Source organism: Endozoicomonas sp. SESOKO3, from assembly GCF_024606255.1.
This window is the reverse complement of record NZ_JAHHPR010000216.1, coordinates 1-19,936: the sequence shown is the minus strand read 5'-3', so window position 1 is coordinate 19,936 and position 19,936 is coordinate 1. Positions and strand designations below refer to the sequence as shown.

Here is a 19,936-nt window from a genome sequence, read left to right as displayed (position 1 = left end):
CCACCAGTGCGGTGTCATTAAGAGGCTCAAGAAAATCAAAATCACTTTTTGAGGTAAGGCTGGCCTGTGCCATCGAATAGAGCAAACACAAAAGTAACGGACACAGGTTGAATAACTTATTCATGGTGACTTCCCAGATACAGATACAGTGACTGAACTGGAAATATAGATTCTAAACGAAGCTATGAGTGACAATATCCTTAACTACAAAGTGCGTTGCAAATAAAGTGCGGTGCAAATGAGGCAGCCATCAAATGTTTCCAATAGACTATGCCTTCGGCATAGCCACAAGAGCAGCCGATAGCTGCCAGAGTTCACCGCTGTTCCAGTGGCTGACAGTTGAGTCTGTCAGTTAAACAACGTTGAGAGATAATTCAGGGGCGCATAGAACTTTTTCCACTGAGTCCAGCCAGTCTCTGAAAAGCTTTGTTCCAGTGGATAGCCATAAACAGCGTGGCTTGAAAGACCATTGACAACAGCGAAAGTCAACGCAGGCACCAGAGTGACACCGGCTTTGATAAACGGGTTGTTTGAGCTTATCTTCGAACTGCCCAACATAAGCAAGGCTCCAACTCCGCCTAGGGCTGGGGCTAAGAGTGCGACTCCGGCCAGGGCTGCAACTCCGGCTCCAAGTCCGACTTCGTTCAGGATTCCGACTCCGACTCCGGCTCCGAGTCCGGCTCCGGCTATGGCTCCGGATACAACTCCGGATAAAGCTCCGGATAAAGCCCCGATTCCGTTTAAAACTCCAATTCCGGTTACCGCTCCGAATCCGGCTACAGTGCCGATTACGGTTACAGCACCGATTCCGGTTAATGCCCCGCTTGCGGTTACAGCTTCGACACCGGCCTTTATTTGTCGGTCCTCGTCAATTATTAACTCAGAAATAATGCCCAAGAGGGTACCCACAATCGCTGCGCTGACAGCAGAAGCAAAAATCACTTTTGCTGGTCTGAAGCCTTTATGAGTCATGACTTCATAGGCGATATCCCCTGCCATAAGCCCATTACTCAAAGACAATATTGTGTATCCACCAGCTGCATACCATTCAGTTGAAATGTCTCTTATGCTCATTTTTCTTAGCATGAATGCCGAAATAGCGCTGGCTCCGGTTCTTGATACCGCTTCGGAAGCAAGGTAAGTCAAGACCGCGACAGGGATGCGCTCCCTCGTTTTCGTAGTAGTGGTATAAGCTGCCATTACTGCACCGGCAAAATACAAGGGTTTCCACCAATGCTGTTCCAGGGGCCAGGGAGACACGTGCCCGGCCAGCGCCACTTCGGCGGTGGTTATCACGGGAGCCAGCTGCAAACAGAAATCCGTTTTCCACTTATCCGGCTCCTTTGCATCCGACGCAGCCAGATCATAGGTGATTGAAAGCCCGGAAACTATTCCTGCTGTTTTACAGACACCCCACCATATACCAAGATTCAACAGGGTAGACAAAGAGACGCCGGCAATGCTTTTCGTGAACTCAAGCCCATTTGCTACCAGTGCGGTGTCATTAATAGGCTCAAGAAAATCAAAATCACTCTGTGAGGGAGAGCTGGCCTGTACCATCGAATGAAAAAAACACAAAAGCAACAGCAATAGATTGAATGACTTTTTCATGGTCATTTCCCAGTTACAGTTAATGAACAGGAAATATAGACCCTCAATGAAGCTAAAATGACGAAATCCTTAACTAACGTATGTTCGACGCTCAGAAAGCCACAGCCAGACCCTCAGTTAGTACTGAAATATCAATATGAGGCTTTCCGGGTTCTCGGTGACAGGCTATTAGGCCTACTATCAAATTGACAGCAAAGTTGTACAGTGATCGGTGCCGGGTGTACTCTGTCCCAGAGATATTTCTCAGATGATCATTGACACTCTCTATGACTGTTCTTTTTCGTAACATCTCTTTATTAAAGGCTTTCACCCCATAAGTTCATGCCCATGCCGGGCGTACCCAAGAAAATCCACTGAATTTCCTATCGAGAACTACTGATTTAAAAGGCTTATGCGACACATAAATTAATGAGCACACTCTGTATTCATATACTAAGATAATGCCTCCAACCTTGGACAAAAAGTTAGAGGAATAATAATGGTAAATCGTACAATTAAATCCCTTTTATTAATGTTAAGCTCATTGATGGCTTGTTTTTCTGCTGCCGCAAACTCATGGAATGAGGTTAGCCTTGATGATAAAACAGAATTTAATAATAGATGTGAATACAGGATAAAGTCACAAGCATATGGAGGTGGTCAATCAGTTTTAAAAAGTCATGATGTTAATCCAGCAATCGTCAGCTTTTACATAGGCGGGATTCATAACTTGGGATACATTGAAGCAACAGATAAGCACAAGCTTTGCACAGATGCACTTGAAGCACCATCCTATGTAGATGCGGATGGCAATCCTTGTAATTCTTTCTCCGAATTATGCCGTCAAGAATGCTTAGTACTTGACTCAGTAATTTCAATTGAAGAGCTTTGTCAATAATTATCACATCGTAGTAAGCAGCCGAAAAAAGCATATGAGCCTTAACTTCGTCAAGGGCAGATAACTGCACCCCGGCAAGAGAATCCAGTTCGAGTGCTCGCCCACATACTGGAAACGCTTTTCAATACACTGAACTCTTTGTCGAAATTGGTCGCCAGAGTGCCACATCAGACGGTTTCCGGGACTTCGCTGCTCACCAGCTGCGCCCCTTCGGCGCGCAGCTGAAGCAGGTCTGTTTGCAGTGAGAGAATCATACTACTGAGTTAGCTCAAGTCTTCGCTGAATAGAGTGGAGCATACGTGGAATATAAAGAGCTACTATTGGGGTTATTATAATGATTACCACTGAGAAGACGGAAGTTGCTAAACTGAGCAATTGTATTGAAACACTTGTTGGATAAATTCTTTTTGGATCATTACCACAAACAAGTAACTTACGATAATTATCAGTTTGAACTTCAGTGAAAGAAATCTCTTCTATTGCACGATCCAGGTCGTCGAAATCTAAATGAGATTTATATAAGTATATTTTCCTTAGAGACCACGTATCATCCGATTTACCGAAAAGCATATTCCTTTTTATAAATACAAATGTGACTCTATCGTTGCTTTGTTTTGTTACATTTCCATGGGCAATAAAAACATCTCCCTTAGATTGGATATCAGTGATATAAATCGGCTTATCTGTGATTTCACTAACAAAAAACGACATTGGTAACAGTTTTCTTATAACACTTGTATCTTTAAAATTATCGATAAAAAGTGAAAGCTCTTCACCGGAAATATCATAATTACCATTGCGTTTTTCTAAAAGATTCTCAAGAGAGTCATAATCAGAAGAAACGTCTAACAAGCTTTCATTTCTTGCATAACGAATCATTCTTATATTATTAAACAACACATTATTTTCATATCTGTCAACTTCACCAGCGATTGTAAATCCATTTCTGTGCTCTTTGATAAATAGAGAAGAATGACAAACAGATGAAAGTGAATTGCAAACAAATAATGCAATTACTAACATATTTGAAGATAAACTTTTCATGGTTACATACGTCACTCAACGTTTCATAGAGTAGTGGTTAAAATTAGCAAAAGCCTCGGGGATTGCACATAAGAAAAAAACAGAGGACTGCACCTGCGTTGAGCCTACAGAAAAACCTCTGATAAGTCTGAATATCAGGGCTTTTGGAACAGTTGGTTCCTGGCACCTTTGAATACACGTTGGATTATCAGGTCCATCATGAAATCAATACTACGATCTTTCATGATCACTACTAAAATAACGACGGCGGGCGTGCGGCTTATGACCCTGCCATGTTCTCGAAGGCGTTTCTGTTGGCATATTCCCGCGGCCTCACTTCCGGTCGCCGGATTACCGGATTCTGTCAGGCAAACGCGGTACTCATGGCACCGTCTGCTGACAGTCAATCATGCTATACGGCCATTGCTGATTTTATCAGCTGGTTACACGGGCCTCTCAGTCTTCTGATTTTGCAGACTCTGTGAGTCTGTTGGCTGCTGCAACACACCAAATGGTAATTTATCTAAAGTTACATTCACTCGGAGCTACCCATCTTATGAAAAAAAACTCAGTAGGAATGTTGGAAACCTCTTCAAATAAAGTTATTTGTACGCTCAGAGCCTGTTCATGGACTTGAACAGAATTGATCTGTTCAAGATGAATACCCCAATAATCTCCCAGGCTCTCTTGTAGATGATATATGTGAAAAGAGGCTGAAACTTGACTTTCAATAACCTTTACAATCAAGAATAAAGCATTTTGCATTGACCTAACTAAGAGAGCACCTTCAATTTCTAAGGACTGCCCCTTTAAAGAAAGAGTTACTAACAGTAATGAAAAAATTAATCGAATCAGTATTCTTTTTAGAAAAGGTACCTGAGCAATTAGTAGTTGCAGAAAACAAAAAAACATTTCAATCTAATCCAAAGAGCTGAGCAAACCCAAGATTCAAGATCGGGGATAATTTTTAACTTATAATGGTCACGTTTTTCATATAGGCAAATATCTTATTAAATCTATAAAGGTTTTTTTAATAACTTAAACTCGGGTGTACATAGCTAACACATATGAGTCGTAGCTCCGTCAAGCGCAATTAACTGCTTTCGAGCCAATGGATTTACGAGTTACAACGCAGTAGCTAAAGTCGAGACATATAGCGGTTAAACCTTGCTGGCACTATCATGTTGCCAGTGGTGTCCAGTTCGTATCAGGCTCAGGTCAGGAGTATACGATCTTGCCAATTCAAATAAAGAAAATCATTCTCTAAAAAAAGTTTCTGGTTTACAAATGAGTTCCCGCATAACTTTCCTTAGCCCCATTATTTACACCGTGCCGGGAACAACACTCTTCTCTCTATCCGTAAGTCAGCCGTCTGGAATATCAAGATAGAACTTCTGGTGAGGAAAGCTTCCTGTCATGTGAGCAGTGGCTCCTTCTTTAAGCCTTTTATAAACTATTTCAGGTATATTTTTAACCGTAATTGCTTTAATTATCTAACCTCTGAAAATGTTACAGAGATTTCATTGCGGCTGCAAAATGCAATCCATTTAAGTAATCTTGCACCTAACAAGCCTTTAATTCGCGTGCGGGGCAGTCGCTGAAGGCGAAGATGTGTGCTGCATTAATCTCTACAATATGGACACATTCCAGCGCCATATTGTGCCCATTCAATCAGGCATGAGGTACAGAAATAATGTATGTCACAGCTGGCAGGCGAAACTGCCCCTGGAATCATGGCTTCACGGCAAATAGCACATTCTCCAAGAAAATAACCTTCAAAAAAGAAATCAGTGATTGCGAAGAACATTATATGTTCACACTGCTTCAAAATTAATTCCATGAGATATCGAAACCACCCTTCAGCCTGAACAGCTAATTTTTCAGCCTGAACAGCTAATTTTTGTATAAGTTCATAGACTAAAGTTTTATTTGAAAATGAATAGCGGCTATTTTTTAGTTGTAAAGTATGAGTTTGAGTGTCACATATAACGTAAGAAAAGATATCAGATTCTCTTTGTTGTACTTTTACTACAACAAACATTTCATTAACTGAAAAGTCAACTCCTTTGACTCTTTTAAAATCACTTATTGATTTCGCAAAACCATAGTTCCCATCTAATAAAAAGACTAACTCATTGATCACTTCTTCTGACAGTATACTTAGTGGGATTGAGGAATAATGATTACAATGACTATTTTCATTACAGCAAAGTTCAACCCAATGATAACGATCGGAATCTAATGTCGGGAATGAAATATCAAAGAACACTTCCTCAAGTTTGCCCATCTTTGTTAACCCTATTAAAAGATGCATTTTATTATCTACTTCAGAAGAGGTAAATTTAATATTGCTAACACCAAGATTATGTAATGGTTTTGATATATTGTATAAAGCACTGTTTTCTAACAGGCCTGAAAGCCTTAAATCAAAAGAAGTCAACCCCACTGTCTTAGATATTTTTATTTCTTTCATATTGCTATTACTTAAGGTACTTGAGGCTGTTCTATCTTCTAAAATGTCATAAATAAAATTTACAGGTATTAATGCTAGCGCAACGATCAAAAGACAAGTGTCTATTTTATCACCAACTCTACGATGCAAATAAAATTCGTAGTAGTTTCTATACCCAAGTGCAAGTATTGATACCAAACGAAAAACGCCTCTTGAGCCTACGTAATAATCTATTGGCATATAGATGTAGTTGCATAGTGACTCCTTAACAACGTCATACCAAATCGATTGACCTCCTATAGTCACTTGACTCTCATCAGGCTCTTGATAATCTGAAAAGCAAAATCCTGATAAACAAAAGATTGTTAAGGATAGGACCATTAGCTTTTTACAGAACTCAAATCTTTTCTTCAATTACAAACCTGCTTTCAAACGGATTGAATCAAAAACGTAGACGCACGCAACAAAAAAATCCAGCAGACTGCCATCGTAAACTGTTGGGTTTGGCACTATGAACCTAAATGTAAGCTTCTGAAAAAGCGTCTATACTGACCTGCTCACCATCAACTACTGACATGGTAAATGACGAATGTATAAATCACTTCGAATTTTAGTGATCTTCTTTTTGTTCACAGGTTTATCCGTAACTTGCTATTCAAGCATTGATAAGTTAGCGAATAATAAATTTCGTATCATCAATAGTGAAGGGAAAGTCAAGGATGTCGAGATAGATGGAGTATCTGGATTTATTGACTATTTTGCCGAGGTCTATCATACCAGTCAGAACTGTTCTGGGTGCACCTCCTATTTGTACAGTATTGCGGGAGATAGTTACTATCTTTACTATGAACGTCACTTGCCGCATGCAGATTTGGTGTCAAAATTTCTCAGCTCATATTCACAGATCAGCAATCCACCATCTCTTGGTGTCGTTCTGTTTGAGCCTGGATTGGCATCCAGCGACTCTATTACCATGGCAGCCATTGGAAATGTAAAAATGGATCAGCCACAACAACCTCGCACAATGGTCAGTAGCAGAGTTATTGCTTTAGAGAGAATTTCTGATCAAGATTTACATTTTGAACTGCACTCTGACGGAAGCTCAACTTTAAGTCAGATATCAGGAGATTATACTATTGTAGATCAAGCCTCCTTCAAAGATTAATCGCAACCTTCAACTAGCACCACATAACCAATCACCGACGCCGTCAACGTCGGCAAGGTTTGAAATGGCATATTGCCTATGATTTATTCCATATCCATCTTACTACGTAGAAAGGTCATAAAATCATTAACTCTTTCTGCCATCTGACGTCTAATCCCTGGTTGCTCATGCTGAGGATATGTTGATATTCCAGACTCCAGAATAATGGCTGTTTTAGAGTTTAATACTCGTTGCAATGCTACTGTTTCTTCATATGAGTATACTGCTTGTAAAACAAGATCCCCTGAATCAATCAATGATTGAACTCTTGCCACTGTAATTTCGAGAACCTCAAGCAGGCTATCAACCCTGACTACCCACTCTGGCTTGTCAACTAATTGTTGAAGTATATTTTCACCTCCCGCAGCAGACCTGAACACAGCAGCAGATGAAGAAGCTTGCAGGTTTACCTGCTCTTCTTCTGTTAAATAAGGAAACATGACTTGCAACAAAGTTTGAGCAAATAACACTGCCACAACATTAAGGCTGTCATTAGCATAGGTCATTTGGTTACCAATGATACCCATGTTGCAAAGTAACAGAGAGAGAGAAAAGCAGATTTCTAACAGTTTTCATTAAGCAAACACTCTGATTTAAAAGCTAACAGTATAGACATAGCTTTGCCTTCTGGTTGTTAAATCAGTACAGATTTTTGCAATGAGACTTACAGAAAAAACTTTAATCTGGTGATGTTTTTCTTGGTAGTGACGGTGTTGAAAAGTTGTATTGGGCTCCTTAAGAAAAAGCTACTATTCCCGTTCACATTCTAAAAAAATTGCGAAGTCTATCGAAAATGAGTTAATCCGATAAGGGTCAGGAAATTTTGGATGGTATTAAAAAAATAAAAGCTTTTAAGCCCGCTAAACAATAAGTTTCTACGAGAGTCATTGAGAGAAAATAATAGAGGTATTGAGTCAAATCCCGGAAATTCTTAAAGCTAAAAGGTTTGGTGGTGTGAGTGACTTGTCATCTCACACCTCCACGTTCGACAGCTATATCAGAGCAAGCAGGCCAACAGGGTGATACCGACAACGGCAAGCACAATACCTAAAAAAATCTTCAGTTTGCGACCTTTTTTAGCCGACTTTTTCGCTGAATCCAGAGACTCCACGGCTTCTTCAACATTATCTCTGCTTTGAGTGATATGATCTTCAATCCGGCTCACGTCCTGACCTTGTTCATGAACGATACCTTGCAGGTTATGCATTATTTCATGGACATCAGCAACATCCCGCTCAATTTTCATTATTTGGTCATTTCGCTGACGCAACTGGCTCAACTCATCGAAACGAACGTCTAGCAGCACCTTCTGAAGGTAGTCAGCAGCCTCATGGACGTGGTTTTCATCTTCAGATGAAGTTTCCAGCAAATTGACCGCAACATTCAGCTTTTCAAGCACTTTGCCAGCCTCAGGATGATTCTGAAGCTTTGTTTTGGCATCGTCCAGGAGACCTGTGGTTTTCTGTTTCATCGTCACCAGATCCTGCTTAGTATGCGCCCGAGAGCAATCAATTTTGAGACTCTCAAGTCTGGCTGCCAGATTGTTGTCATTCTGGCTCTCCGGCTGGCCTGGTTTTGAAACCGGTCTGGTAATACCTCGTTCTGAAGGTGGTCTGGCAATCGCTCGTTCTGAAACCTGTTTGGCACTGCCCGAGCTCCTTGAACTTTGGTCGGAGTAGTGGGTGTGAGAGAAGTCGCCAGCAGTCTTCATATAACCACAGACGTTATTGAATGCCCTGACCGTACTGCGCCTGAAGCTGGAGGCAAGGTTTCCAAGCTTTTCCAACTTATCAGTAATAGCATTCTTATCAAAGGGTACTGAGCCTGTTTGCAGAAAATTTATCATACTACTCCCTCCATCAATCCTTGTTGTGTTCTTTGTTGTGTTTTTTGTTGTTTGACAAGAATGCTATCAATGGCTGACAAGATCACTAACAGCACTGTCAGTTAGGCTGACATAAAACACCTGGCTGATCAGGAAGGGCAGAGAGAGGAAAAGAAACTTCTCTGCACAGGTCTCCAACCCGTGCAGAGAACGAGACCATCAGACGTGCTTAACCTCATCGATCTCATATTCAACATTGCCGGAAGGTGTATTCACTACCACCACTTCACCTTCTTCTTTACCAACCAGGGCACGGGCAATCGGTGAGTTCACAGAGATCTTGTTGTATTTGATGTCTGCTTCATCATCACCCACGATCTTGTACTCGACTTCATCGTCCGTATCCAGATTAACCATTAAAACCGTGGTACCAAAGATAACCTTACCGGTTTTTTTGATCGTAGTGATATCGATGACCTGAGCGTTGGATAACTTGGCCTCAATATCGTTGATACGACCTTCAGTAAAGCTCTGCTGTTCACGGGCTGCGTGATATTCAGCGTTCTCTTTCAAGTCTCCCAGTTCCCGGGCTTCAGCAATCGCCTGAGAAATGCGCGGTCTTTCCACGGTTTTCAGTTGAGTCAACTCTTCACGGAGGGCTTTTTCACCCTCCACGGTCATTGGATATCGATTCATCCAGTCCTACCTTCGTGCAAATCCTGAAGTCTTCTGACTGTTTTTTCCGAGCCAAAGGCAATGGCCCGGGCAATGGCTTCCGCACCTGCCATGGTGGTGGTGTAGAGAACCTTATTGGTCAGCGAAGATCGGCGGATTTTATAGGAGTCTGCAATGGCCTGACGACCTTCGGTGGTATTGACAACAAAGGCTATATCACCATTGACGATACTGTCCACCATATTTGGTCGACCTTCCATCACCTTTTTAACCCGGGTCACGGGCAGGCCGGCATCTTCGATCACCTGGGCAGTTCCACTGGTAGCCATCAGCTCAAAGCCGGTATCCATCAGCAGGCGCGCAATACCAGGCACCATTGGTTTGTCCTGATCACGGACACTGATGATGACACGGCCACCTTCTGGCAGTGCCATGTTTTCAGCCAGCTGGGCCTTATAATAGGCTTCCGGGAAAGATGCACCAACACCCATCACCTCACCGGTAGATTTCATTTCCGGGCCAAGAATCGGATCCACACCCGGGAACTTGTTGAATGGGAAGATCGCTTCTTTTACGCAGTAGTAGGGAGGTACAATCTCTCTGGTAAAATCCAGCTCTTTCAGAGTTTTACCCATCATGACACGAGCGGCAATCTTGGCCAGAGAGTGACCAATGCACTTGGACACAAAGGGCACTGTACGGGACGCACGCGGATTAACCTCGATCACATAGAGTTCACCGTCTTGCAGCGCCATCTGAACATTCATCAGACCAACAACACCCAGCTCCATAGCCATGGCTTTCACCTGCTCACGAATCTTGTCCTGGATGCGGGGACTGAGACTGTAGGGAGGCAGAGAACAACCGGAATCACCGGAGTGAATACCTGCCTGCTCAATGTGCTGCATGATGGCACCAATAACCACACGCTCGCCGTCGCATACTGCATCGACATCCACTTCTACGGCACGATTCAGGAACAGGTCCAGCAACACCGGACTATCATTGGAAACTTGAACCGCTTCTTTCATGTACTTTTGCAGTTCATCTTCGCCCGCCACGATTTCCATGGCACGACCACCCAGAACGTAGGAAGGGCGCACAACCAATGGATAGCCAATTTCCTTGGCTTTAGCAACAGCTTCTTCAGCACTGCGCACCGTGGCATTCGCAGGCTGTAACAGGTCCAGCTTTTGGATCATGCCCTGAAAACGCTCTCGGTCTTCGGCACGGTCAATCGCATCCGGACTGGTACCGATAATCGGCACACCTTCAGCTTCCAGAGCACGAGCCAGTTTCAGAGGTGTCTGACCACCGTAGTGAACAATCACACCTTTGGGTTTTTCGACATCAATAATGGCGAGGACGTCTTCCAGAGTGACCGGCTCAAAGTACAGTCGGTCAGAAGTGTCGTAGTCGGTAGAAACCGTTTCGGGGTTGCAGTTAACCATGATGGTTTCGTAACCGTCTTCGCGGGCAGCCATAGCCGCATGAACACAACAATAATCAAATTCGATACCCTGACCGATACGGTTAGGACCACCACCGATAACCATGATCTTTTCGTTATCAGTTGGCACAGCTTCACACTCTTCTTCATAGGTGGAGTACATGTAAGCTGTCGTAGAGGCAAACTCGGCCGCACAGGTATCTACACGCTTGAAGACCGGCTTGATCTTCAGCTGACGACGATGGTTACGCACTTCTGTTTCAGAGATCGCCATCACCTCTGCCAGACGCGCATCACTGAAACCCTTACGCTTGAGGCTGAACAAAGTGGTGGCATCCAGCGCAGACAAGTCTTTGCCGACCAGATTCTGCTCTTCTTTAACAATGTCTTCGATCTGGACGAGGAACCAATGATCGATCATGCAGCTGTTAAAGACTTCCTCACGAGTCATACCGGCCCGAAAAGCGTCTGCCACGTAGTATGGACGATCCGCCTTTGGAACAACCAGCTCTGCCTTGATCTTGTCGATAGCACCTTCAGCAGAAACATCCAGCATGGGATTGAAGCCAGTGGCTCCGGTTTCCAGACCACGAAGGGCTTTCTGCATAGACTCCTGAAAAGTACGACCAATAGCCATGACCTCACCCACAGATTTCATTTGGGTGGTGAGACGATCGTCGGCCTGAGGAAATTTTTCAAAGGCAAAACGAGGAATCTTGGTGACGACGTAATCGATGGTTGGCTCGAAAGAAGCCGGTACCACACCTCCGGTAATTTCGTTGCGCAGTTCATCCAGGGTGTAGCCCACGGCCAACTTGGCTGCCACTTTGGCAATCGGAAAGCCAGTCGCTTTGGAAGCCAGGGCAGAGGAACGGGATACCCGGGGGTTCATCTCAATCACGACCATACGACCAGTGTCCGGGCAAATACCGAACTGAACATTGGAACCGCCGGTTTCAACGCCAATCTCACGCAGAACAGCCACAGAGGCATTACGCATGATCTGATATTCTTTATCAGTCAGCGTCTGGGAAGGTGCGACCGTGATCGAGTCACCGGTGTGAACTCCCATCGGGTCAAAGTTCTCGATAGAGCAGACAATGATGCAGTTGTCGTTGCGGTCGCGCACCACTTCCATCTCGTACTCTTTCCAGCCAATCAGGGATTCATCGATCAGCAGCTCATTGGTGGGAGAAAGATCCAGACCCCGCTTACAGATCTCTTCAAACTCATCCTTGTTGTAGGCAATACCTCCACCGGAACCACCCATGGTGAAAGAAGGACGGATGATACAGGGAAAGCCTACCTGATCCAGCACAGCCTGAGCTTCTTCCATGGTATGCGCAATACCGGATCGGGGTGTTTCCAGACCAATGTTCTTCATTGCTGTGTCGAACATTTCACGGTCTTCAGCCTTATCGATAGCATCCCGGCTGGCACCGATCATCTGGACGTTATATTTTTCCAGAACTCCCTTATGGAACAAATCCAAAGCACAGTTCAGAGCGGTCTGACCACCCATAGTAGGCAGTACTGCATCCGGACGTTCTTTCTCAATGATCTTGGCGACTGTTTCCCAACGAATAGGCTCAATGTAGGTCGCGTCTGCCATGCTGGGGTCGGTCATGATGGTGGCCGGGTTAGAGTTCACCAGTATGACACGATAGCCCTCTTCTTTAAGGGCTTTACAGGCTTGGGCTCCGGAATAATCAAATTCACAGGCCTGACCAATGATGATAGGACCCGCACCCAGGATCAGGATGCTTTCAATATCTGTACGTTTCGGCATCGTTGCTCTCGTAACTTGTCTCAGGCTTGCGGAGCTCTTTGCTCACGAAAGCCTGTTGTCTGTACTGTAAGTCTCTTTTTCAAGCGACCCGATCAGGATTGGGAAGCGGCTGTATGCTCTTCCAGCAGGCTGATAAACCGGTCAAACAGCACCGCCACATCGTGTGGCCCCGGGCTGGCTTCAGGATGCCCCTGGAAACTGAAAGCGGGCCGGTCGGTCAGCTCAATCCCCTGAAGACTGCCATCAAACAAGGATTTGTGAGTGACCCGGATATGCTCAGGCAGTTTCTCTTCAGACACGGCAAAACCGTGATTTTGACTGGTAATCATCACCACACCGGAATCCAGATCCTGCACCGGATGGTTGGCTCCGTGGTGACCAAACTTCATCTTCATGGTGCTTGCACCACTGGCCAGACCCAGCAGCTGATGACCCAAACAGATACCAAAGACCGGGATACGGGTTTCCAGAATATCCTGAATGGCCCTGATGGCATAATCACATGGCTCCGGATCGCCAGGACCGTTGGACAGGAAAACACCGTCCGGATTCATGGCCAGAACCTCTTCGGCAGAAGTCACTGCGGGCACTACCGTCAAACGGCAGCCACGCTGGGCCAGCATTCTGAGAATGTTGCGCTTCACACCAAAGTCATAAGCCACGACATGGAAAGGCTGCTCGTCAACAGACTGGTGATCATCAGACTCCAGAGCCCAGACGCCTTCTTTCCATTCGTAAGGTTCGGAAACCGTGACCTCCTTAGCCAGGTCCATACCTTTTAGGCCAGGGAATGCACGAGCCTTTTCCAGAGCTGCCGCTTCATCAATATGACCGTTCTCATCGGCCACCAGGATACAACCGTTCTGGGCACCCTTTTCTCGCAGGATGCGGGTCAGGCGACGGGTATCAATATCAGCGATGGCTACGATGTGATTAGTACGAAGATACTCATCAAGAGGCATTGTGTTTCGCCAGTTGCTTGCGAGAAGAGGAAGATCACGAATAACAAGGCCGGCTGCGTGAATTTCAGTAGACTCTTCGTCTACGGGAGTAATACCTGTATTACCAATATGTGGATAGGTGAGAGTGACGATTTGACGGGAATAAGAAGGATCGGTGAGTATTTCCTGATAGCCTGTCATGGCTGTATTGAAAACGACCTCACCACTGGTTTCTCCGTCGGATCCAATGGCAATGCCCCGAAAAAGACTTCCGTCTTCCAGAGCCAGTACGGCTGACTTAGTCAATGATTCCTCCCACATTCACCTCATGAAAATCATCTCATTCATGGGCAAAATGATTTTCTATACGCTCAAGGCTGTTCCACCTGCTCCCTTAAAGAGCACGCTCAAAAAAAGCGAGAGGTAAATTGAATCACCGTCTCGCTTTCTTATCCGACTTTTATCAGGGATTTCAGGGGCACGCTAACTGCCTCAATAAATCTAATGCAAATTTTTCGCATTTGAACACAATATTCGTAAAAAGACAAGATTTTCTTCTACCAGGAAACACTTGAATTCAGTGCACTCGTAAACAGGCATTTATGCATTTCGATCAGTCAAAAATCAGAATCATGTAGCAGAAAAACAATGTTAGATGAGTCACCCCCTGGAAAAGGTTACTTTTACCTGATGCGAAGTTCACCATGGAAACCAGCAACGTCAGAACCAACAATAATGCGTCGACATTATTCAAACCCAGAACAATGGTTTTGGATGTCAGAATTCCAATCAGCAACACAGCGGGAATAGTCATACCAATGGTGGCCAAGGCCGATCCCAGACAGATATTGATAGAGCGCTGAAGATTATTGGCTATTGCCGCCCTGATAGCCGCCATGCCTTCCGGAGACAGAACCAGAATCGCCACAATCATACCACCCAGATCCGAAGGCGCCCCCAGTTCATAAATCCCATAATCCACAATCACTGCCAGCTTTTTGGACAGCAATACAATGGGAACCATGTAGCAGAGCAAAAGCAGGGTATGCGACGAGACAGACAACTTCTTTTCACTCTTGCGATTATAACCCTCATTATCGCCCACAAAATAGTGCCGGTGCCTCATAGCCTGCATGCCCAGGAAAGCCAGATAGAGGACGACATTCATGACAACGAGAAAGACGATTTGCTCAAGGGAGAAAGTACCTATGGACGTTGACTCAGTAAAATTAGGCAGAATCAAACCCAACACAGAGAGAGGAATAAGAATCCCGAGAAAAGAGTTAGCGCCCTGTAAATTAAACGTCTGCTCAACATGCCTGACCCCTCCCAGAAGCAGCGACAATCCGACCAGCCCATTGAGTACAATCATCAGGACAGAAAACATCACATCCCGACCGAGTGTCGGATTATGACTACCCGTCAGCATTACGGCTGAAATCACAATAACTTCGATACTGATCACTGACAGGGTCAGTATCAGAGTGCCGTACGGCTCTCCCAGCTGTTCGGCCAAACCATCGGCATGGCGAACCACACCAAAGGAAGACCAAAGCATGACAACAAACAAAAGCAGAAACAGTCCGGCACTGACCCAGTTAGAAGAACCTGTCGTCAAAAAGTGGTTGCACAACGAATAGAACAGTATTGATGCTGCAATACCTGAACAAAGCCCAGGTTCGGATTTCAACACCAAAGGTAGTTTTATCACTGCTCAAGCTACCCGTAAAAAATATGTTTTGAAGGCTATTGATATGAGGAAAGTAGTCACTTAGCCGCATGTGAACAAATAATAGATGAGCTGAGAAAATCTCCCTAATCTTTCCCGGCTTCTTTGCCTGAAAGTCTTCTAAATTCTCCTGATGGAACTAATCACTCTCCCGAGACTCTAATATCCAGTGGACTATTAAATCCGGCAGTAAAGGAGTACACCAATGAACATTATAAACCATGCCATCAAGCTGATGGCTGCATTACCCGTAACTACGAGTTTGTGCGTCAACGCTGATAGTACAAAACAAGAAAAAGAATGCTCCCTGAACGCTACGCCGGCCGATTATGATATTGGGCGCCTCATTAAGACAGGAACCACGACAGAAGCAGTCTTTCTTTTTGCTCAAAAAGCCTCAATGATCAGTCCGTATGAGATTCACCGTTTTACCCAGCTTAACATTACTCCGGAATTCGTTGCATCGTTTCATCCTGGAGCGGCTGGTGAACCAGCTTTTATAAATGAAATCCTACAGGCAGTGTTAAGCCCCCAAACGGCGAATGGGTTCGGAGGTACATTATGATTAATAGTCACTTTCCAGCTCAGTCCGGACTTACCAATGAACTGTTAACACAAGAAAAAACCATTAAAGCAGAAAAAGGCGAACAAAATATTACTGATACCTTTGCCAGTCAGGCAAACCATAATATAAACAGAACCTTTAAGAATGATATTTGTGCAACTTCTGTCATAAACCAAGTACACACACCGGAAAGTACCCTGGAAAAACCTTTTCCTGCCCCTCCAACTAAACTAGAGCATTATTATGTTTCAACTCATGAAGGAATTACATGGCATAACAAAAAAAGAAAAGCTTATGAAAGTTCGTCCGCAGAGGCACTTCCAGAAAAGTTAAAAAGCAGTAAAGAGTCTTCTATTATCGAAAGTAGTGCTCTCCTGCAAGCTGGTTGTTTGATACCAAAGGACAAGCAATGGATATCTTTTCTTCAGGATTTTTTCAGGCAGATACCGATTCATGCATCATCTATGAATAGAATTACCTCTTTACAAAGTAAAGCTGGAAAAATTAAAGAAATCGTTTTTCTGGTAGAAGCTATCCACGGTCGGGGTTATGGAAATTTAAACCTGTATATAGAATTCTTAAGGAATTTTGTCAGACTTTCTCCTGGCACTTTACATCTGGTTCGCTTTTCTGGCTATGAACCTACTCTTAGCAACAAATTACCAAATCTTCTTTCTGGTTTACCTGCACGTGACATTGATGAATTTATCATTTATGGGGAACACAAATTATCGTCACCAGAAATAAGACCGGATAAGCTATTTGGTATTCCATACATCGTAGAAGAGACAATACCAACCCATCTTTTATCAAAAAATACACTACAAATTTACACCGTTTGGGACTCGTATAAAACATCAACAAAAGCTCCATTATTTCAAATAACTAACTATAGGTGGTTCCCTGAATCTACAAGGGAAATGCCCCTGAAAAACCTAGAAAATCATCTGCCCATTTATCCATATGAGATCAATAAAGATACGTCAACACCAGAGTTAATGAAAAGGGATATAGCTAACAGCTTAGAAAATCCAGTCACACAAGGTTATGATACTGAAAAACTAGCTCAATTTTTTACCGAATTATTGCAATCGGCCAAAGAAAATAAAATATATCTAGCCCTTTCCTATCATGCTTCGGGGATGTTAAAACATGAGTATTACAATTACACAAATGCCGCTAAAGCGTGTTTTGGCGATAAGCCTATCATTATTATTGCACCACACAGCGAGAAGATCGACCTGTCTGAAAAAGAAAAAAAAGAGCTCAGTGATACTGGTAATATAGAGTTTTCAACTAATTACTGCCTGGACTTTACTGCTGAGAAATCACTTAAAGATAAGGTCACCGTATTTGAATTTACTTTTTTACCTAAGCGACTGTTTGAGTTGATTTGTTATTTTTCCAACATCCCCATTTATGCACCGGGAGCCAGCACCGCTAATATTGCACAATGCTTAAATAAACCCTACCTTGGACTGAGCAGATGTGGTCATGAAATACCAACAACAGGCAACCCAAAACTCTTAGGCCGCTGGAAAGTAGCTAATAGTGCATTTCATTTTAATCCATTCCTTATGCAAGAGGTTAAATCGGCTCTGTTAACAATGAGCAAAGAGCAAATAGAGTTATGTGACAGAAAAATCAAACATGATCTCTGGTATACCCCTGAGAATGCCCATTTAGAACTCAATAAAATATGTAGAGTAATCACAGACGAAATCCTGAGATATACTGGGCTAATCTCAACGTTAATTCCGCACTTTTTTAATGGAACGGATACCTCAAAAATCCATGAATATACTCATCTCTCAGCTGATGATCGGCAAAGTTACTTTACCCGGTTATTAGACGAAGGTAGATTACCCGAGTTTTGCCAGTACGTCTGTGATAAATCAAATGAAATAGTGCTTGATTATATGTCTCAAACAACTAAGCCAGGAGATAGTTTTTATGAACTGGCCAGAGCATTACAACAAAAGGCATTGCATCCTGACAACAACATGATGTTGGAAGTATTAGAAAGAAATCTTCCGGATAACTGAAATCCGGCTCAGCCAAAAATACCTTGTTCAGGGGGCTTTGAATAAATCCTCTCCTTCGCACAACTTCCAGCATCTGTACCTGGCCAATGGCTTCGATAAAAACATCCAGCTTTCTGCGGTTCCGGTCAGCTGCACAGAACGAACCCATTCAGAGACAAAACTATATTTCCCTCCCAGGGGAACTAATATCTCTCCCGAAACTCTAATACCAATAGTCCTTTCTAACTTTCGTGATGAGCATGGATATTTGAGCTTTAAAACAAGGCGGCATAAGGAGTCATAGCCTTAGCTATGGTGACGATCGCCAACGCAGGATTAAGGCTCGACTCTTCAGCGCAATAGGGAGTTAGAAAGTTCGATTGGTATGAAAGGACTATTGAACCCGGCACTAAAGGAGTACGCCAATGTGCATTCCAAATTCCATCAAGCTGATATCTGCATTACTCATAACGATGAGTTTTTGTGTCAACGCTGATATTACAGAACAAGAAGAACATTGCCTGAACGACGCACTGGCCGGTTATGATATTGAGCGCCTCACAGAGGTGGGAACCACAGCAGAAGAAGTCTTTCTTTTTTCTCAAAAAGCCCCAATGGTCAGCCCGTATGACATTCACAGATTTACCCAGCGTAACATGACTCCGGAAGTCGTTGCATCGTTTCATCCCAGTGTGGCTGGTGAACCTGCTTTTATAGATAAAATTCTACAGGCAGGGTTAAGTCCCCAAAAGGCGAATAGCTACCTCGAAGCCGGCGTTGATCAGGCCAACATTTTGACCAGTTACTTCAAAAATGGAATACCTCCTGATCTTGCAAGCGCCTTATACAAAAATGGCTACTATTTCTACGCTGACTCTGACTATTCGAAGGTTTGGCTTCAAGAAACAATGGAAAAGGGGCTAACCATAGAAGATCTGCCCAGATACAAGGGACTCGCCTCAACAACCAATGAATTAAAAGAACTCTACGTTTCAAAAGTGCCTACTGATTTTCTTCATAAAGCCCTGAGTATGGATATAACCCTGAACCTGCAAGATGCAAAATCTCTTTACTTTCGTGGCATTGACCTGGACACCTACCCATCTCTAATCTCTGACGAACGGACCTGCACTGTATATCCCACAACCCGTCTTGAGTTTGAACACCTTGGTAATCTTGCTGGCTACCAGAGCAAAAAAGAGACTATTCCTCTACCAAAAGCTTTATTTTTCCGGCTTAACACAGTATTTTCTGGCAGAGATTTTTCACAAGAATTTATGCGACATTTTTCAACCGACGATCAGGAAGAGATTTTCAAGTACGTTGAAAACATAGCCAAACGTGTAAAAAACCCAACGATTTATAATTTGCTCTACCTGACAGCGGAGATTGTTTCAGAAAAGCTTCACTACGAATCAGTGGATGAAGGAGAACTGGAGCTGACTTTCCCGATAGATTGTTCAGTAGCTGAATATTGGCGAAGGGGCATTGGCGACTGTGATAAATACTCGGCATTGGGGACGGTTGTTTTTGCTCAACTGAAACAAATGTTTCCTGACGTACTGGCAAACGTTTACCTCATCAACGAAATGTTTTCGACATTAAAAAAACATTCCTGGAATACCGTCGTCATTGCAGAAGAAGATCGCCTGATATTCAGCTACATTGACATAACACAGTACGACCCCGGTAATGCCTATTTTCAACACCTTATTATTCGGTTTCTTCTACAACTGCATGATGCCATTCAGAATCTGAATGAGGCATCTGG

The 19,936-nt window shown here is 43.6% G+C and carries 15 protein-coding genes and 1 pseudogene; 6 read left to right on the top strand and 10 right to left on the bottom strand.

The annotated features are described in order from the left end of the window. Nucleotides 1–348: 348 nt before the first annotated feature. Nucleotides 349–1,611, bottom strand: coding sequence for a hypothetical protein (locus tag KDK18_RS14535; protein ID WP_306670849.1), 1,263 nt, complete (start codon nucleotides 1,609–1,611; stop codon nucleotides 349–351). 91 nt (nucleotides 1,612–1,702) lie between these two features. Next, nucleotides 1,703–1,921 (bottom strand): transposase, encoded by a 219-nt coding sequence (locus KDK18_RS14630; protein WP_373691141.1) that lies wholly within the window; start codon nucleotides 1,919–1,921, stop codon nucleotides 1,703–1,705. Nucleotides 1,922–2,089: 168 nt separating this feature from the next. Between KDK18_RS14630 and KDK18_RS03830 the strand changes: the two genes are divergently transcribed. Beyond that, nucleotides 2,090–2,488 (top strand): hypothetical protein, encoded by a 399-nt coding sequence (locus KDK18_RS03830; protein WP_257253332.1) that lies wholly within the window; start codon nucleotides 2,090–2,092, stop codon nucleotides 2,486–2,488. A 255-nt stretch (nucleotides 2,489–2,743) separates the two neighbouring features. Here KDK18_RS03830 and KDK18_RS03825 read toward each other — a convergent pair whose 3' ends face one another. Beyond that, nucleotides 2,744–3,532, bottom strand: coding sequence for a hypothetical protein (locus KDK18_RS03825; protein ID WP_257253331.1), 789 nt, complete (start codon nucleotides 3,530–3,532; stop codon nucleotides 2,744–2,746). 260 nt (nucleotides 3,533–3,792) lie between these two features. On the opposite strand from KDK18_RS03825, the pseudogene KDK18_RS14625 reads away from it, so the two are divergent. Further along, a pseudogene (locus KDK18_RS14625) lies at nucleotides 3,793–3,996 on the top strand (IS1182 family transposase); the annotation flags it as partial. Between the two features lie 1,136 nt (nucleotides 3,997–5,132). On the opposite strand, the gene KDK18_RS03820 reads toward KDK18_RS14625, so the two are convergent. Continuing rightward, a complete protein-coding gene (locus KDK18_RS03820) occupies nucleotides 5,133–6,377 on the bottom strand; it encodes an RING finger protein (RefSeq protein ID WP_257253329.1) in 1,245 nt (414 codons plus the stop codon). Between the two features lie 175 nt (nucleotides 6,378–6,552). On the opposite strand from KDK18_RS03820, the gene KDK18_RS03815 reads away from it, so the two are divergent. Continuing rightward, on the top strand, nucleotides 6,553–7,128 hold the full coding sequence (locus tag KDK18_RS03815) for a hypothetical protein (protein ID WP_257253327.1): 576 nt from the start codon (nucleotides 6,553–6,555) through the stop codon (nucleotides 7,126–7,128). A gap of 83 nt (nucleotides 7,129–7,211) precedes the next feature. Here the strand turns inward: KDK18_RS03815 and KDK18_RS03810 are convergent, their stop codons facing one another. From KDK18_RS03810 to KDK18_RS03785, 6 genes are all read right to left on the bottom strand, one after another. After that, nucleotides 7,212–7,673 carry a hypothetical protein gene (locus KDK18_RS03810; RefSeq protein ID WP_257253326.1) on the bottom strand — a complete coding sequence of 154 codons (462 nt, stop codon included), beginning with the start codon at nucleotides 7,671–7,673 and terminating at the stop codon, nucleotides 7,212–7,214. A gap of 491 nt (nucleotides 7,674–8,164) precedes the next feature. Beyond that, on the bottom strand, nucleotides 8,165–9,013 hold the full coding sequence (locus KDK18_RS03805; RefSeq protein WP_257253325.1) for a hypothetical protein: 849 nt from the start codon (nucleotides 9,011–9,013) through the stop codon (nucleotides 8,165–8,167). A gap of 198 nt (nucleotides 9,014–9,211) precedes the next feature. Next, entirely contained in the window at nucleotides 9,212–9,688 is a 477-nt protein-coding gene (greA, locus tag KDK18_RS03800; RefSeq protein ID WP_257253324.1) for a transcription elongation factor GreA, read from the bottom strand. Next, on the bottom strand, nucleotides 9,685–12,906 hold the full coding sequence (gene carB, locus KDK18_RS03795) for a carbamoyl-phosphate synthase large subunit (protein ID WP_257253323.1): 3,222 nt from the start codon (nucleotides 12,904–12,906) through the stop codon (nucleotides 9,685–9,687). Before carB ends, greA begins: the two co-directional genes overlap by 4 nt. Before the next feature lie 92 nt (nucleotides 12,907–12,998). Next, on the bottom strand, nucleotides 12,999–14,153 hold the full coding sequence (carA, locus tag KDK18_RS03790) for a glutamine-hydrolyzing carbamoyl-phosphate synthase small subunit (RefSeq protein WP_257253322.1): 1,155 nt from the start codon (nucleotides 14,151–14,153) through the stop codon (nucleotides 12,999–13,001). 307 nt (nucleotides 14,154–14,460) lie between these two features. Continuing rightward, complete coding sequence (locus KDK18_RS03785) at nucleotides 14,461–15,465, bottom strand: calcium:proton antiporter (RefSeq protein WP_257253321.1); 1,005 nt, start codon at nucleotides 15,463–15,465, stop codon at nucleotides 14,461–14,463. 316 nt (nucleotides 15,466–15,781) lie between these two features. Between KDK18_RS03785 and KDK18_RS03780 the strand changes: the two genes are divergently transcribed. The 3 genes from KDK18_RS03780 to KDK18_RS03770 form a co-directional block, all read left to right on the top strand. Then, the gene (locus KDK18_RS03780; protein ID WP_257253318.1) at nucleotides 15,782–16,141 is read left to right on the top strand and encodes a hypothetical protein; all 360 of its coding nucleotides are present in this window, start codon (nucleotides 15,782–15,784) and stop codon (nucleotides 16,139–16,141) included. Then, nucleotides 16,138–18,186 carry a hypothetical protein gene (locus KDK18_RS03775; RefSeq protein ID WP_257253317.1) on the top strand — a complete coding sequence of 683 codons (2,049 nt, stop codon included), beginning with the start codon at nucleotides 16,138–16,140 and terminating at the stop codon, nucleotides 18,184–18,186. Before KDK18_RS03780 ends, KDK18_RS03775 begins: the two co-directional genes overlap by 4 nt. A gap of 404 nt (nucleotides 18,187–18,590) precedes the next feature. Then, a partial coding sequence (locus KDK18_RS03770; protein ID WP_257253316.1) for a hypothetical protein occupies nucleotides 18,591–19,936 on the top strand: 1,346 nt, incomplete at its 3' end.